The organism is Streptomyces ambofaciens ATCC 23877 (genome assembly GCF_001267885.1).
Classification (GTDB): Bacteria; Actinomycetota; Actinomycetes; order Streptomycetales; family Streptomycetaceae; genus Streptomyces; species Streptomyces ambofaciens.
On the sequence record NZ_CP012382.1, the window covers coordinates 260101 to 276105 of the forward strand.

Annotated in this window: 15 protein-coding genes; 9 read left to right on the plus strand and 6 right to left on the minus strand. The window is 70.3% G+C overall.

The window, feature by feature from the left end; all coding sequences use genetic code 11:
- Nucleotides 1-546 precede the first annotated feature (546 nt).
- From SAM23877_RS42030 to SAM23877_RS39995, 7 genes are all read left to right on the plus strand, one after another.
- Entirely contained in the window at nt 547-1314 is a 768-nt protein-coding gene (locus SAM23877_RS42030; protein ID WP_107408633.1) for a nitroreductase family protein, read from the plus strand.
- On the plus strand, nt 1272-1880 hold the full coding sequence (gene hxlB / locus SAM23877_RS01250) for a 6-phospho-3-hexuloisomerase (protein ID WP_053126031.1): 609 nt from the start codon (nt 1272-1274) through the stop codon (nt 1878-1880). The genes SAM23877_RS42030 and hxlB overlap by 43 nt, the downstream gene beginning before the upstream one ends.
- 59 nt (nt 1881-1939) lie before the next feature.
- Nucleotides 1940-2683, plus strand: coding sequence for a triose-phosphate isomerase (locus SAM23877_RS01255; RefSeq protein WP_053126033.1), 744 nt, complete (start codon nt 1940-1942; stop codon nt 2681-2683).
- A gap of 165 nt (nt 2684-2848) precedes the next feature.
- Nucleotides 2849-3085, plus strand: a complete 237-nt coding sequence (locus SAM23877_RS42035; protein WP_079030620.1) for a transposase — start codon at nt 2849-2851, stop codon at nt 3083-3085.
- A 151-nt stretch (nt 3086-3236) separates the two neighbouring features.
- Nucleotides 3237-4112 (plus strand): UbiA family prenyltransferase, encoded by an 876-nt coding sequence (locus SAM23877_RS01260; protein ID WP_107408634.1) that lies wholly within the window; start codon nt 3237-3239, stop codon nt 4110-4112.
- Nucleotides 4113-4594: 482 nt separating this feature from the next.
- Nucleotides 4595-5032, plus strand: coding sequence for a thioesterase family protein (locus SAM23877_RS01265; RefSeq protein ID WP_053126037.1), 438 nt, complete (start codon nt 4595-4597; stop codon nt 5030-5032).
- Between the two features lie 874 nt (nt 5033-5906).
- Nucleotides 5907-7073 (plus strand): hypothetical protein, encoded by a 1167-nt coding sequence (locus SAM23877_RS39995; RefSeq protein WP_162492080.1) that lies wholly within the window; start codon nt 5907-5909, stop codon nt 7071-7073.
- Between the two features lie 42 nt (nt 7074-7115).
- Here SAM23877_RS39995 and SAM23877_RS01280 read toward each other — a convergent pair whose 3' ends face one another.
- The 3 genes from SAM23877_RS01280 to SAM23877_RS01290 all read right to left on the minus strand — a co-directional run bounded on the left by SAM23877_RS01280 (nt 7116) and on the right by SAM23877_RS01290 (nt 10517).
- Nucleotides 7116-8441: an MFS transporter gene (locus SAM23877_RS01280; protein ID WP_079029959.1), complete on the minus strand. Its 1326-nt coding sequence runs from the start codon at nt 8439-8441 to the stop codon at nt 7116-7118.
- Nucleotides 8442-8562: 121 nt separating this feature from the next.
- Nucleotides 8563-9663, minus strand: coding sequence for an LLM class flavin-dependent oxidoreductase (locus SAM23877_RS01285; RefSeq protein ID WP_053126041.1), 1101 nt, complete (start codon nt 9661-9663; stop codon nt 8563-8565).
- A 101-nt stretch (nt 9664-9764) separates the two neighbouring features.
- Nucleotides 9765-10517: an MBL fold metallo-hydrolase gene (locus SAM23877_RS01290; RefSeq protein WP_053126043.1), complete on the minus strand. Its 753-nt coding sequence runs from the start codon at nt 10515-10517 to the stop codon at nt 9765-9767.
- Nucleotides 10518-10618: 101 nt separating this feature from the next.
- Between SAM23877_RS01290 and SAM23877_RS01295 the strand changes: the two genes are divergently transcribed.
- Together SAM23877_RS01295 and SAM23877_RS01300 are read left to right on the plus strand one after the other, a co-directional pair.
- Complete coding sequence (locus SAM23877_RS01295; protein ID WP_244902887.1) at nt 10619-11236, plus strand: CGNR zinc finger domain-containing protein; 618 nt, start codon at nt 10619-10621, stop codon at nt 11234-11236.
- 143 nt (nt 11237-11379) lie between these two features.
- Nucleotides 11380-11985 carry an MBL fold metallo-hydrolase gene (locus SAM23877_RS01300; RefSeq protein ID WP_053126047.1) on the plus strand — a complete coding sequence of 202 codons (606 nt, stop codon included), beginning with the start codon at nt 11380-11382 and terminating at the stop codon, nt 11983-11985.
- A 646-nt stretch (nt 11986-12631) separates the two neighbouring features.
- On the opposite strand, the gene SAM23877_RS01305 is transcribed toward SAM23877_RS01300, so the two are convergent.
- The 3 genes from SAM23877_RS01305 to SAM23877_RS01315 all read right to left on the minus strand — a co-directional run bounded on the left by SAM23877_RS01305 (nt 12632) and on the right by SAM23877_RS01315 (nt 15984).
- Nucleotides 12632-14098: a glycoside hydrolase family 32 protein gene (locus SAM23877_RS01305; protein ID WP_053126049.1), complete on the minus strand. Its 1467-nt coding sequence runs from the start codon at nt 14096-14098 to the stop codon at nt 12632-12634.
- A 76-nt stretch (nt 14099-14174) separates the two neighbouring features.
- A complete protein-coding gene (locus SAM23877_RS01310) occupies nt 14175-15047 on the minus strand; it encodes a carbohydrate ABC transporter permease (RefSeq protein ID WP_053126051.1) in 873 nt (290 codons plus the stop codon).
- A 1-nt stretch (nt 15048) separates the two neighbouring features.
- On the minus strand, nt 15049-15984 hold the full coding sequence (locus tag SAM23877_RS01315) for a carbohydrate ABC transporter permease (RefSeq protein WP_053126053.1): 936 nt from the start codon (nt 15982-15984) through the stop codon (nt 15049-15051).
- Nucleotides 15985-16005: the final 21 nt, after the last annotated feature.

Consider the following 16005-nt stretch of genomic DNA (forward strand, 5'->3'; position numbering starts at 1 on the left):
TCACGTTCGAACGGGAGCCCGGTACCCCCGGAAGCCGGGATCCCGCCCGACGTACACCCCAGGGCCGGTCGGGGAGTGCCAGCACGCCTCAGCGGCGTGGACCGCTTCTCACTCGGTGGCGACTAGGAGAACGGTCGCCAGCGAACAGAGACGCTACGCCCAGGGGCCCGTTCTCGCCGGAGTTCCCCCGCGCGCGGGCACCACGGGCAGCAGCAGGCGCATGTCTTGTGGGATACGGGGCCCGGCGGGTGCGCCGAACAGGCGATTGGGGACGAGCCTGGGGCATGGCTGGTTCGTCCCCCTGGTGCTTGATCCGAACACCCACCGGGTGGATTCTCAGTAAGTGTTCAACTACGTCGGGCAGTCAGCCGCTCCGTAGAGGCGATCCGCGCGGTCCGCGCCCCACTACGGCGCCCAGCCATGCGACCTGCCGCGCAAGGCCGCCCGAGCCCGCCGGGCACTCGGGGCCGCCGGGAACGAGGATCGGCGGACGCCGGGGGCCGACGAACGACCAGCCGCCTCGGCCAGACGCGTGAGGAACCCCGCATGACCGACTTCACCGCACCCACCGATGTGCCGTCCGCCGACCGGGACGCCGTCCTGCGGATCCTGCAGACCACCCGCTCCGTGCGCCGCCGCCTCGACACCGACCGTCCCGTAGACCTCCGGCTCGTGCACGCGGCACTCGAAGCGGCCCTGCAAGCCTCCAACGGGTCGAACGAGCAGCCATGGCACTGGATCGTCGTGACCGACCCCGCCCGCCGTACCGGCGCTGGCCCGCTGCTACCGCGATGCCGCCCGGCCCTATCTCGCGGCGATGACACAGCGGGTGGAGGACGGCGTCGTCGGCCGTGGCGTGCTGAACGCGTCCCTGCGGCTGACCGAGGTACTCGACCGGGTGCCGGTGATGATCGTTCCCTGCCTCGCGTCCACACCCGCCGACCACGTCGACCTCTTCCGCCGGCTCGGTTACGCGCCGTCCGCGGAGCACGCCGCCCTCTCCGTCTACTACGGGTCCGTCTGGCCTGCCGTCTGGAGCCTCATGCTCGCCCTGCGCGCCCATTCGCTGGCAAGCGCGGTCACCGCCCTGCATCTGACCCGACCAAGACGACGCAAACGCGATCCTCAACCTGCCGGAAGGCGTCACCCAGGCCGCGCTGCTCGCAGTCGCACACCCCACCGGGGAATCGTTCCGCCCGGCTCCTCGCCGCTCCCTCGACACCGTCCTCCACCACGACATCTGGTAGCCCGGTACATGAAAGGACCACGGGATGGTCGACCAGCAGAACCAGCCCGCGCCTCCCGCTCCGCTGACAGTCGGAGTGGACGGACCACTCGCCGCAGCCCGCCGCACGATCCTGCGGGAGATCGAAGCCCTGCTCACACGCGCGCGCGAGGACCAGGCCCAAGAGCTCATGCAGGCGGTGTACGGCGCTCAGAGGATCATGGTGCTGGGGGCGGGCCGCTCCAAACTCGCCGTCGACGCCTTCGCCATGCGCCTGATGCACCTCGGGCTGACCGCCCACGTGTCCACCGATGTCACCTGCCCGGCCATCGCCGAGGGCGACCTCTTGGTGGCGTGCAGCGGATCGGGTCACACCCCCACCGTGGTGCAACGGACCGAGGCGGCCAAGCAGGCCGGCGCCCGGATAGCCGTCGTGACCGCGAACCAGGAGTCCCCGCTCGCCGCACTGGCCGACATCCGTGTCCATCTCGCCGAGTACAGTCAGGACTTCGAGCCCGACGCGTCGACCCAGTTCGTCGGCACCCTGTTCGAGCAGGGCGCTCTGGTCTTCTTCGACTGTCTGATCCTCGCACTCCAGCGCACTCAGCATGTCGACCCCTCCGAGATGTACGCCCGGCACACCAACCTTGAGTGACGACCGTGCCGCAGCCGATTCAGCACCGGACATCCGCCCCCACGGGAAAGCAGCCCGCGATGTCGATCCCTTCCGCGCCCATCAGCTTCACCAGTACCAAGACCCAGCTCGGCCTGACCCGTTCGCAGGACTGGATCGAGAACCTGCTCCTGCCGAACGCCGAGCGCCTGGCCGCTGTCTCCTTCTTCGCCTGCCTGCCCCACCCCCTGCTGCTCCCGGCCCGGCAGTGGCTGCGCGGCAGCGGCATCGGCGTCGCCGCCCAGGACGTGGCGGCGGCCACCGACGAGGTGACGGGCGCGGTCAGCGCCTCGCTGCTCGCCGAGGCCGACTGTTCCCACGTCATGGTCGGGCACGCCGAACGTCGTGGCACCTTCGGTGAGACCGACCAACTCGTCGCCCGCAAGGCCGCCGCCGCGAGCGCGGCCGGTCTCACCCCGGTGGTGTGCGTCGGTGAGACCGACATGCTCAACGCGTCCGAAGCGGCGACACTGACCTCCGCCCAGGCACGGACGGTCGTGGCCGCCGTCCCACCGGAGCGACCCCTGCTCTTCCTGTACGAGCCGGGTTGGGCCATCGGCGGCACCGAGGCCGCCGACCCGGTCCACGCCGGCCACGTACTGCGCGCGCTACAGGACGTCGCCGCCGGCCACCACGCCCGCTTCGTCTATGGAGGGGCGGTCGTGCCCGGCGTCTACACCCGGCTGCGCAATGAAGCGGACTGGGACGGCGTGGCCCTGGGCCGCGCTGCCCAGGACCCGCTGCTGCTGACCGAGGCCCTGGACGAACTCACCACTCCCAAGTGAGTTCGTCCAGCGGCAACTCCAGCCGGCGCGCTCGCTTTCGCTCGGGAGCGAGGACCTACTTCGACGGAACCGGCGCCATGGCCCCGCCCTCGTACTCACCGCGCACGTCGCCCTCGGGCTCGTCCTCAACTTCTCAGGTCTTGAGTCGATGCCGGGGCCGCAGCCCTGAGGACCAGCATCGGCGACTGCACCAGCTTCTCCACCGCCACCCACCTCGCCTCATACGCCGGCCTGGCCTCGACGACGGAGCCGTCGGGAACCCAGGTCGACGGCGAACACGTCGCCCGAGCCCCGGTCCCCCGCCGTCACTCTCACCGCATGACCAACACCGACAGCGCGACATTGAAGAACGGTACAGAGGCCTTCGATCGAGTGATGACAGAAATGTGCGAATGCCCTTAAATCCCCCCATAAGGCGCGAGGGCAGCGGAGCGAGTGGGGAGAATTGACCTTCCGAAATGCCTGACAAGCCTGGCTTGCATCTCACAGGCATGCCCTTCTGCTCTTCGCTTCGCAGTCGCCGAATTTTGGCCTGCACAGGACGGATGCACTCATGTCGCTTCTTCCCCGCGGCAGCACGCCGCTGGACGGGCCGGCCAGCCCACGGCCCTCCGCGCTGACGCTACTGGCATGGACCAATGTTCTGATGGGGCTGTCCGCCGCCTCAGCGACGTTCGCGACCTGTCAGGTCCTAGGAGAGGAAGCGGACTTCATCGCAGCCGCCTTCGCCTTCGCCATCATCACCGCTACCTACACGCGCGACCGGCTGACCGGACCCGACAGCGAGGGCGCCCCGGGAAGCCGCGAAGCATGGATGGCCCGCCATCACCAGGCCATGCGGACATGGATGGGCCTGTGTGTACTGCTTGCCCTCGTCACAGCCTTGCTGCGGCCATGGTGTGCGCTCGCACTGGCCCTGGCCTGGATCTCCGCACGGCTGTACGCCAAGCCATGGATCTCCGCCCGCGGCCGACGGGTGGCCCTGCGGAAGCTTCCCGGGATGAAGGTCCCTTACGTCGTCGCCGTGTGGGTGACGGTGGCGGTCCTGCCGGTCGCGGCCGGCAACGACCTGCTGACGCTGGCGTCGACCTGGTGGTGGGCCCTGAGTGTGCTGCTGATCGGGTCCGTTGAGGTCATCAACAACGACCTGCGCGACGTCGGCGCGGACCGCCTGGACGGCACCCGGAGCCTGCCCGTACTCCTGGGGGTGGCCGGAGCCAAACGGCTCGGCTACGCACTCGCAGTACTGGGCCTGTTGGTCTCCACAGCCGTGGCACCGCTGGTGGGACTGGTGTGGGGCGGGTACGCCGCGGCCCTGCTCGCCTGCCACAGCCCGGCGCGAGACACCCGACTGCGCCCCTGGATCGAGTCCCAGGTCGCTGTTGCCGCACTGGCCGCGTCCGTCCCTGCCGACGCTTTCGGCTTCTGACGGCAAGAGACCATCACTCAACCGCCCTCCAGGTCAGGGCGGGTGCCCTGGAGCGGCTCGGCAGTTCTGGTTCTGCGCACCGCGGCGGATGATTCGGAGCGCCGGCCGATCCCCGTGCCGCCCTCGCCGGTCCTGCCTGCGCGGAGTGGGCCTGAACCGCCCGCGTGTTGGGTGCGGCGCGGTAGGGCGGTTCCAGCGTGTGGTGGTGGGTGCGCATTCACCTCGGGCGGTGTGCGCCGCGCGCGCTCGCTCGATCTGAGTATGGGAGCGGTCCGGGAGAAATCGAGAGCAAATATCTGCATTGCCCGTGGTACACCTTTCCTGTTGATTAAGCATGGCGCTGCCGCGCGGGTCGGGGGCTGATCTGCGGCCGATCCCGACTCGGGCGCCGCTTCCCGTTTCCGCGAGGTGCCCAGGGCTCGCCTGCCCGAGACCTCTGCGTCATCGGCAGACCGGTAGCGCCTCCCGGAACAAGGACATTGATGCTCACCTTCACCACGCGGCGGCTCATCAGGCTGAGCGATGCCGACATCCGCGGCAACGTGCACAACCTGTCGATCATCCGCTACGCCGAGGACACCGCGGTCGAATGGGTGTGCGCGCTGCGCGACGAACTGGGTCTGCAGACCTACTGGTGTGCCGTGGGAGTCCAGGCGGAATTCACCCGGCCGCTGCCCTGGACCATCCCGGAGATCCAGCTGGCACTACGGGCGGAGAAGGTCGGACGGGCCAGCCTGCACCTGGTCACGTCGATCTCGTCGCCTCTGGGTGACCATGCCCAGGTCCGCACCCGTGTCATGCGCCTCGACGCCTCCGGCACCAGGACCACCATGACCCCGGATGAACGGGCCTGGTACCAGCGGTATCTGGCGCAGGACACCTCACACCCGGACGCTGCGCGAGTACTGCAACCCAGCTGAGGAACACCGAAGGGCCTTCCGCCGGCTGCTCTGCCCGTGCCGGAACGCCGCCGGAGGGCCCGATATGCCGCAGGACCCGCCGCTCGCCCCGCTTTCCGCCCCAGACTTCGGGAGAGACCTTGCACGGACACGCCACAGCGGACGGTGGGCTGCGGCCCGCTGTGAGCGCCCAACACGAAGTCGCCGGGCAGCTCCTGCACATCCGCCTCGCCACCGCCGGCGACACCACCCCCGTCGAGGAGTTACACACCCGCTGTGCGCCCCGTTCGCTCCACCAGCGTCTTCTGGCGCCGGTGCCCCGCGTCTCGGCCCGCGCCCTGGAACAGCTCCTCGACCCCCACAGCACCAGCCCGCCCCGGGCCGCTGCTCGACGACACCACCTCTCCCCCGCGTCCGGCGGGAGACGGCGTCGACGTGTGGGGCCAGCCGCGGCGGCGGAACAGCCCGCGGACCTTTCCCGGATCCTCGTGGTCGTGGTCGCGCTCCGGCCCCGGTGGCGCGGCGGCCTGGAGCCGGGCGGCTCCGGCAGCCGCTTCCTCACGGGCGACGACGTCGGCGTGGCAACTGCCGCACACCGACAGGCCCCCGGCGCTCCAAGCCGTCCGGTGCGCGGTTGTCTCCTCCCAGCGCTGCTCGGTGAACCTCTGCCCGCACCGCGCGCACACGGGCTCTGCGCCTCCCGCTCAGCTACACGGCGCCGTACGTCTTCCGCCTCGGCGCGGGCGTACGGGCGGCGGCAGAGAGCGTCGCCGTCGGAGTTGTCGAGCGCGTCGGTCAGTGGCTGTCCGTCCGCGCGGCCCAGGCGCCGCCACGCCGCCGCGTCCGCGCCGTGCTCCCGGAGCTGTCCCAGGGTTGTCAGGAGGATCGAGGCACGGTGACGGTTTCGGCTTCTGCGGAGACGCCGCCGGCTGCGGCGCGGCATGTGCGGTGCGCCGTCGAGCGCGCCTGGTGCTACTTGAACCGGGCCATGGACGATGGGGCCCCGTCGGCACAGCTGTCCCTTGACGTCTCCTTCAGCCGCAGCTTCTCCGGCGCTCGGGCACGTGCGGTACTTCGCGAGCATCTGGGTGCGGATCCTGGATTCGATCTGGCCGACGAGGCATTCACGGCCATGGTCGCCTTGATGCTCCTGCCTCCCGCCGCCACCGCGGAGGAGAAGAGTCTGGCCCTGCGACTGGGCCGGCAGATCGAGGCGGCCCGCTGGCAGCGCCGGTATCGCTTCTTCCTCGGAGCCAACGGCTTTCCCGCCGACACCGACTGCACAGGCCTGGCCGTAGGTGCTCTGTACGAGCACGGCTTGCTCACTCCTGCGGACCTCACAGCGCACGTGGCCGACCTCCTACACGCCGCAGCACCCGCTGACAGCGTTCCCCGCCCATACGGCGACGATGACGCACTCCGTGCGCGAGTCTTCATGGTCTATTGGGAAGACGGCCTGGAACCCCATGCCCTGCGCCGCGGACGCAAGCACGACCCGGTGGCCTGTGCCAACGCTCTCTACACTGCTCAGCTCAGCGACCTCCACGCCGCTAGCGAGAGCGCGGCGGCGGTTGTCAGCACCTCGACGCGATACCTGGCCGAGCACCTTGAGTCCGGGCGATACCTGGACGGCACCCGCTACTACCCGTCTCCCGACGCGTTCCTCTACGCGCTCTCCCGCCTGTGCGCCAGATTCCCCTCCAGCGCCCAGGTCTACTCCGCCCCCTTGCGCCGCGCCCTCCAAGAACACGAGGAGGCGAACTCCTCACCGCGCAATGGCGGCGAGCCCGGCCCCCTGGCCCTCGCCTTCCGGACACTGGCAGCCGACAATCTCGGACTCACCGCTGGCCAGGACCAGCGGCACGCCCTGCTTGCCCAGACCCAGCAGTCCGACGGTTCTTGGCCGGCCAGCCCGTACTACCGGATGGGGCGGTTCCCCGTGTACTTCGGCTCGCCCTACCTCACCACTGCCTTCGCCCTCGCGGCACTGCGAACCCGCCAGACACTCGAGGCCGCCGCACCGCACAGCTTCTCCGGTCGGACCGCTGCCCCGACCGGCTAGCACTTGTCCGCCCGATCATATGGCTCAAGGTTCGGTGCTGCTCTATCGGCGTTCCGAGGAAGGTGTGCGAGGCGAGCCTTTCTGGGCGGTGACGACAACTGCGGGGAGGAGAGCGAGGGCGAAGGCGGCTCCGGCGAGGGCGAGGAGAGGGTAGCTGGCTGCTGCGACGACGATCCCTGAGGTCATGCCGCCGGTGGCTCCGGCGATGGCGATGGCGACGTCGACCATGCCTTGGGTCTTGGCTCGCGTGGCCAGGGGGACGGCGTTGGTGATGATGGTGGTGCCGCTGACGAGGCCGAAGTTCCAGCCGATGCCGAGCAGGACGAGAGCGAGGGTGAGCAGAAGGACGGAGTCGGCGGGCGCGGCGGCGGCGAGGACGCCGGCGGCCAGCAGGGTCAGGCCGGAAGCCGCGGCCGTCGCGGTGGGGCCGTAGCGGTCGGTGAGTGCTCCGGTCAGGGGTGAGGGAAGGTACATGGCGCCGACGTGCAGGGCTATGACGAGGCCGGAGGCGGCGGTGCTGTGGCCGTGGTCGTGCATGTGCACGGGGGTCATCGTCATGATCGCGACCATGACGAGCTGGCTGAGGACCATCACCAGGACCCCCAGCGGCAGGCCCGGGCGGCGGTGTGCGGCGGGCTGCGGGATGTCGGTCGCCGGTCCTGTGCCGGTGTGCTCTGGTGCCTCCGGCACGGCGGGGAGGGAGCGGGCGAGCAGGAGGGGGTCGGGACGCAGCCAGACCAGCAGAGTCAGGGCGGCCAGGGCGAACGCGGCGCTGGAGATGAGGAACAGACCGCTCAGCGGGGGCAATGCGAGGGCGGCGGCGAGGTGTCCGGCGGGAGCGGTGAGGTTGGGGCCGACGACACCGCCCAGGGTGGTGGCGACCAGGACGGTGGACAGCGCTCGGGCGCGATGACGCGGCGCAGCGAGGTCGGCTCCCGCGTAGCGGGCCTGAAGATTGGCAGCGGTGCCGGCGCCGTAGAGGAAGAGGGAGATGAACAGCAGGCCGGGGTTGTCGAGGGCGGCAGCGACGACGACTCCGGCACCGCCGACGGCGCCTGCGAGGTAGCCGGCTGCCAGGCCGGGGCGGCGCCCGCGGGTCTGCGATATGCGGCCGATGGTGACGGCGGCGAGGGCGGAGCCCGCGGTGAGCAGGGCGCTGGGCAGCCCGGCCAGGGTGGTGGAGTGGAGCATGTCCTGAGCCAGCAGGGCGGCAACGGTGACACCGGCCGCGAGCCCCACGCCGCTGAGGACCTGGGACGCCAGCAGGACGACCAGGATGCGCTTTTGCGTCTCAGGCAGAGAAGTGCCAGGAGTGGCCGATGGGGTGTCTGTCGGCCCGTTGGCTGACGTGGTCGCGGTGTGGTGCATGGTGTCTCCGTTACGAGCCCAGGGGTGGTGGGCGAGGTCTGCTGCGTGTGACGTGCTACCTGGCCGACGCTGCACGGCGGGCGGTCCGCGCGAACTGTCCCGGGGGCGCGGCGGGGCCGTGTCAGGGAGCGGACGCGGGGACCGGTGAGGTCGGCAGGGTGTAGGCGTCGGCGATGAGTTCGGTCGAGTGCAGGAGCGCCTGGGGGGCGTGGCCCACGCTGGCGATCATGATCTCGTCAGGGCGGGCTGCCTCGTGCAGGCGGTTGAGGTGAGCGGTGACCTGGTCGGGTGTGCCGTGCAGGACGCTGTTGGTCCAGTGGTCGAGGACCTGCTGCTCGGAGGCGGTGTAGGGGTGGGAGGCGGCCTCGTCGGGGGTGGGTACGAGGTAGGACTTGCCGTGGAGCATGCGCATCATGCTGTGGGCGTAGCTGTGTGTCTGGCGCAGGGCCTCGTGCTCGTCGTCGGCCGCCATGACGGCGAAGCTGGCCAGTGCGTACGGCTCGGTGAGTACGGCCGAGGGGGTGAACCGGTCGCGGTAGAGCTGGAGGGCGGCGGCGACGTGATCGGGAGAGAAGTGCGCGGCGAAGGCGAAGGGCAGGCCCAGGCCGGCGGCGAGGTGGGCGGAGTATCCGGAGGATCCCAGGAGCCAGACCGAGGGTCGGCCGGCCGTCTGCGAAAGACCGTTCTCCTTGTCCTGTCCGGGGCCGGGCACGGCGTAGACGCGCTCGCGGTAGGGGTGTTCTTCGGGGAAGTCGTCGTCGAGGAAGTGCAGCAGTTCGACGACCTGCCGAGGGAAGTCGTCGTTGTCCGAGCGGCCTCGGCGCAGGGCGGCGGCGGTGGCCTGGTTGGTACCCGGGGCGCGGCCCAGACCGACGTCGATCCGGTCCGGGGCGAGGGCTTGGAGCAGTCCGTACTGTTCGGCGACGATCAGCGGGGGGTGGTTGGGCAGCATCACTCCGCCCGCCCCGAGCCGCAGCCGTGTGGTGTGGGCGGTCAGCCGGGCCAGCAGGACGGCGGGGCTGGAGGAGGAGACGCCGGGCATGGAGTGGTGTTCGGTCACCCAGTAGCGGGTGAAGCCGCGCCTCTCGGCGAGTTCGGCCAGGGCGATGCTGCCGGACAGGGCGTCGGCGGCGCTGATGCCGCGGCCGGCCAGGGCGGTGTCGAGGACGGACAGCGGCGCGGGAGCGGATCCGCGGGCTGTGCCCTTGATCGGGTTGTTCACGGGGATTCCTTCTGGGGTGCGCCGGCCCGGCGCGAGTGGCTGAGCCGGGAAGGGCCGCTGCGGTGAGCTCGTGATGTACCGCAGCGGCCGGGCGTTGGAGGTCAGGCCAGTTCCACGCGGTCAATCAGTCCGGCGGTGGTGAAGGCGTCCACGAGCTGCTCGCGGCCCTCGGTGAAGTGGGCCCAGCTGTCGAAGTGGACCGGCACGATCCGGCGGGCGCCCAGGATGCGGGCGGCCTCGGCGGCCTGAGCGCTGTCGAGGGTGAGCAGCGCACGGTCCAGGACGGGGGTGCGGACCGCGCCGGCGAACAGCACAGCGGTGTCCACCGGGCCGAAACGATCGGCGATCTCCTGGACCAGGGAGAGCTGGGCGTTGTCGCCGCTGACGTAGACGGTGGGCAGGCCGTCCCCGCTCAGGACGAATCCGACGACCTCGCCGACGACGGGTTCGAGGTCCTCGCGTGCCCCGGGCCCGTGCAGGGCCGGGACGCCGGTGACAGTGATCGTGCCGCCACCGGGACGGTCGAGCTCGATGGACTCCCAGTCCTTCAGGGGGCGTGCGGTGCCGCCCAACCTGCCCGCGCCACTGGGCGTGGTCAGGGTCAGGGGGACGTCGGCGAGCAGGGCCCGGCCCGAGGCGTCGAGGTTGTCGTCGTGCTCGTCGTGCGACAGCAGCACCGCATCGATACGGCCCAGATCAGCGGGCGCGGCGGAGGCGGGCGCGGTCTTGGCGAGCCCCGACGGGTAGGTGCCGGGGGCATCGAACGTCGGGTCGGTCAGGAATCGCAACCCGCCGTACTCGATGAGCGCGGTCGGACCGCCGAAGACACGGATGGGGACCTGCTCGTTGGACATGCCGGGTGCTGCCACGACTGAACCACCTCACGGATAGATGGGCTTACATCCGTGACCATAGATGTTTGTCACGGATGAAGGCAAGCTGTACCGTGAGATACGTGAGTGAGATCGACACCGCCGCCCCTGCCGAAACCGCTGCCCCCGGGCTGCCGCAGGCACCGGGCGCTGGGCAATACCCCGCGCTCGACCTCGCCAACAGCGCTATCGCCCTGCCGGGTGGCCAGTTCCTCGATGCGTTGGGCACGCCCGCCGGCGCCAACCAGTGGCTGGCCGACCACAACCTGGCCCCCGCGGACGCCGGCCTGCAGGAGATCTGTGCGGCACGCGTGCGTTCCCTGCGCGAACAGGTACGAGCCTTGCTCGCCGCCCAAGTAGGCGGGCATCCGGCTCCGGCAACCGCGCTGGCTGCCGTCAACGACGCCCTCACACGGGTCCCCACCGCCTCCCCGCTCGGCTGGGATGCGGTCCGCGGCATGCACCGCACCGCCCCGCACCCCATCGACCAGATCGTCGACCAGGCCCTCGGCATCCTCGCCGCCGACGCCGCCGACCTGCTCACCGGGCCCGACGCCGAACGGCTGACGGCCTGCCCCTCCCACCCCTGCAACCGCTACCTGCTCCGTGCCGGACGCCGTCACTGGTGCTCGGTCCGCTGCGGCGACCGGGCCCGCGCCGCCCGCGCCTACGCCCGCCGCACGCAGACCACCGCCGACTGAGTTCGGCCACCCCCACCCCGCCGCCGGTTCACCGGACCCGCGCCGGGGCGCGGCTTCGCACATCCTCAAGCCCCCGGCACGGACGGCACACCTCGCCCTCCCTGCCGGCCATTCCCACGAGCAACAAAGGACCATCACCTCTCATGACCGCCACATTCACCCTGCTGACCACCGGCTACGGCAGGCTCGACGCACCCAATGACGGCCGCGACGGCCGCGAGAAGCCGTGGTACGTCGCCTCGACCGTCGGCCTCCTGTGCGACGGCGACACGATCGTCGTCGTCGACCCCGGCATGGTCGAGGACCGCAAACTCATCCTCGATCCGCTCGCCGCCGCCGGAATCACCCCCGAGCAGGTGACCGACGTGGTCTTCAGCCACCACCACCCCGACCACACCCTCAACGCAGCCCTCTTCCCCAACGCGCGCGCCCACGACGTCTGGGCCGCCTACCACAACCACCTCTGGTACGACCGGCCCGCCGACGGATGCCAGCTCTCCCCCTCGATCCGCCTGATCGAAACGCCCGGCCACACCCCCCAGGACATCTCCACCGTCGCGGAAACCGCCGAAGGCACCGTCGTCCTCACCCACGCCTGGTGGAGCGTCCACGGCCCCGCCGAAGACCCCACCTCCGACGACCCCGCCGGCCTGAGCGCCTCCCGCCGCAAGATCCTCGCCCTCAAGCCCGCTCTGATCGTCCCCGGCCACGGAGACCCCTTCGTCCCCGACGAGAACACCCCCATCTGACCTACAGATATCAACCCGAAGACCGGCTTCGCCGTCGTCATCCGGTGCTCGATCGCGGTACGCCTGCTGGATCTGGCCCCGGCATCGGACGATCACCCCAGGCCAGGCGGCCCCGGATGTGCGCTGTCGTGGGGTCCTCGTCGGCAGTACCCGGACGACACCGGCACGGTCGGCCAGCGGCGTGCGCGGGCTGAGCATCGGTGAGGCGGTCAGCGCGGTGCCGTCCTTCACCATGACCGACTATTCCGTGCACGGGGAGGCGGTTCTCGCCCCCGCCCACGCGGTCGTCGCCCACCCGAGCGGCTCTCCTTCGCCGGGCGAGGGCGACAGCGGTGTTTGCCGGGCCGCCACCGGCAAGCGCACGCAGGCCAGACCGCCGGCATCGGGCCGGTCGCGGTCCTCGAAGATGTCAGCGGCGCACTCGCCGAGGACGTCGACGCGGCCGGGGGTCCCCCCGTCGGGCCAAGGTGACTGTCTGCCTCTCAGGTAGGGCGCGGGGCCGTAGCCCCGCGCCACGGAACGCAGCCCGCAGGCCCGTAGGGGCATGGGGTGCTGCAATGGCCACGTCTGCCGCACACGGTGCGAGATCACGGGGCCTGTAGGTGTGCGGGTGGGTCAGCCTTCGGGCCGCGTGCGGCCCAGGGCATCAGGCACGCTGTGCTGTCCGGGGCGCCGGCTCGGCTTCCTGCCGGATGTCCTGCGGGGTCAGGTTCCAGGCCGCGACGGCGAACTCGCTGCGCCCTGTCCCTGTCGTACGGGCCTGCAGCCGCCACGGTCCGTCGGTGGACGGGTAGAACCTCAGGGTGAGGACCTGCTCGTCGGCCAGGTAGACCTCGGCTATGGAACGGTCCACGATCACGCGAAGTTCGACGGGGGTGTGGAGACGCGCCGCTGCCGGGCACGGTGCGGTGTAGGCCCCTCCCCGTGCCCGCGTGTCCGGTGAGGCGTGGGTGCGGTCGACGGCGAGGCGGCCTGCCGTGGGGTCGAGACTGATGTCGAGGTACTCGGAGCCGTCGGTCGACGTGATCAGGCGCAGCCCGCTGGTACCGGTGGTGTCCGGGACGAGGGTGGCGGTGAGGTCGAAGGTGTGGCTGACCTGGCCGAGTTCGACGGGTTCGGTCCGGCTGACGTGTCCGGTTCCGTACAGGACGCGCGGGCCGCGCAGGGCCAGCAGTTCGCGGGCGGGGCGCTGGGCGACCGTGCCGTCGGCGGTGAGGCTGACCTCACGGGGGAGGGTGAGGACGCCTGCCCAGCCCGCTTCGTGCGCCCAGGCGTCGTCCCGGGCTTCCCATGCCCAGCCCCACATCAGCCAGCGGTCTTCTCCTGGGGCCTTCAGCAGGGCGGGGGCGTAGAAGTCGGGGCCGTGGTCCAGCGGCACGAGGGCCGTGGCCGCGGTGAAGCGTCCGTCCTTCTCCTGGCCGATGATGACGCTGGTGTGGCTGGGTCCGCCCTGAGGAGTCCAGTCGCTGAGGATCAGAACACCTTGGCCGCCGAAGGTGGCGTACTGGGGGCACTCCCAGCCGATGGGGCCCGTGCCGGTCGCGGCGTCGCTGGTGTGGAAGGGGCCTCGGTAGGTCCAGTGCTCCAGGTCGTCGGACTCGTACAGTTGCGCCGCGGCGCGGCCGTCGTCGAGGGCGGATCCGACGAGCATCCGCCAGCGTTCGTCCTGCCGCCAGACGTAGGGGTCCCGGTACATGGTGGTGCCGGCGGGCGGTTCGGGGATGAGCAGGTGGGGGCGTTTGGCCCAGGTGCGGCCGTTGTCCGACGACTCCGCGGTCGTGATCGGCTGCCACCAGCGGTCATTGCGGTGGGCGGAGTAGAAGGCCACCATGCGGTTGCCTTCGGAGACGGCGTTGCCCGAGTAACAGCCGTCGGCGTCGTGGCCGCCGGGGGTGGGGGTGAGGGCGACGGGGAGGGGTTCCCAGGTGATCAGGTCGGGGCTGCGGTAGTGGCCCCAGTGCATGTTCGCGTGCTGGGGGCCGTGCGGGTTGTACTGGAAGAAGACGTGGTAGTGGCCGTCGTGGAAGACCAGACCGTTGGGGTCGTTGATCCAGTTGCGGGGCGGTCGCAGATGGACGGTGGGCAGGTGGGGGTCGGCGGGCGACGTGGACACACGGGGCCTTTCTCAGGGCGTGCGAAGCGCACGGAAGTCGTGAGGACGAGGCGGGGTCGCCAGTGCGGTGCAGGGGTCAGCCCTTGACGCCGGTGGAGGCGATGCTGTTGACGAACGACCGCTGGAACGCCACGAACAGGGCGAGGATCGGCACGGTGATCATGGAGGAGTAGGCCATGATCTGGCCCCAGCCCACGTTCAGCTGGAAGAAGTAGGAGATGCCGACCATCACCGGCCGCAGCTCTTCGCTCTGTACGACCATCAGCGGCCACAGGTAGGAGTTCCAGGCGGGCAGGAAGGTGAGGATGGCGACGGTGGCGACGGCCGGGCCGGACAGGGGCATCACGATGCGGCGGTAGATGGTGAACCAGCCGGCGCCGTCCATGATCGCCGCTTCGTCGAGTTCCTTGGGGATGCTCTGGAAGAACTGGTGGAAGAAGAAGATCGAGAAGGCGTTGGCGACGAACGGGAGGACCTGCACCTGGTAGGTGTCCATCCAGCCGGTGGTCCACGCCAGGTGGAAGCCGTTCACGCGGAGCAGCGGCAGTTGGTTGACCCACCACACCAGCGGCAGCGCGAAGGTCTCGAACGGCACGATGAGGGTGGCGATGATCACGGTCAGCACGAGCTTGCGGCCGGGCCACCGCATCCGTGAGAGCGCGAAGGCGGCCAGGCTGTTGACGATGATGCCGAGCACCACGGTGACCGACGAGATCAGCACGGAGTTCAGCAGGAAACGTGCCGCCGGGACACGCTCGAACATGTCGGTGTAGTTGTCCAGCGACAGGGTTCCGACCGGCAGGAAGGCGCGCAGTGAGCCGAGGTCGCCGAAGATCTGGTCGTCCGGTTTGAACGACGAGACGAGCATGAAGAGGAGCGGCAGCGCGAAGACCAGGGCCAGGACGACGCGGCCGGCGTGACCGCTGAGCCGCTTGAGGAGGGAGGTCATGTCAGTCCTTCTCCCGGGTCAGGAAGCGCTGGACGAGCGACACGGTCAGGACGAGTACGAAGAAGATCAGCGAGATGGCCGCCGCGTAGGCGGTCTGCTGCTGGTCGTAGCCGGTGCGTACGGCCTGGTAGACGACGGTGGTGGTGGAGTCGAGCGGACCGCCCTGCGTCATGACCCTGATCTGGGTGAAGAGGCTGAAGGCGGCGATCGTGATGGTGACGAGCACGAAGGTGCGGGTGGCGCGCAGTCCCGGCCAGGTGACGTGGCAGAAGCGGTGCCAGGGTGTGGCGCCGTCGATCTCGGCGGCTTCGTACAGCTCGGCGGGGATGGTCTGCAGGCCGGCCAGCCAGATGATCATGTGGAAGCCGACGCCCTGCCACACCGACATCAGGATGATGGCCGGCATCGCCGTGGCCGGGTCGCCCAGCCAGTCCGGGCCCTGGAAGTGGCCGAGGGTGAGTGTCGAGATGACGTGGTTGACCAGGCCGTCCTTCCGGTAGAGGAAGGTCCACAGGAGGGACACCACGACCATCGAGGTGACGACGGGCAGGAAGTAGACGGTGCGGAAGAAGTTGACGCCCCGTACTTTCGCGTTGACCAGCAGCGCCAGGACCAGGGCGAGGCCGGCCTGGAGCGGAACGACGACGGCGGCGAAGTACGCGGTGTTGCGCAGGGACTTGTAGAAGACCGGGTCTTCGAAGAGCCGGGTGAAGTTGCGCAGGCCCACGAAACGGGCCGGGGTGGGCGAGATGAGCCTCGCGTCGGTGAAGGCCAGGGCGAAGGCGAGGGCGACCGGTACGACGAGGAAGACGATCAGCAGCACGACGGCCGGGGTGGCCATGCCGAGGGCGGTGAGGCTCTCACGGCGACGGGTGTTGGTCGTTCGGGTTCGCCGGACCGGGCGCAGTCGCTCGGGAGCTGCGGTTCTGGTGGTCACGGTATCTCCAGGGAGCCGGTC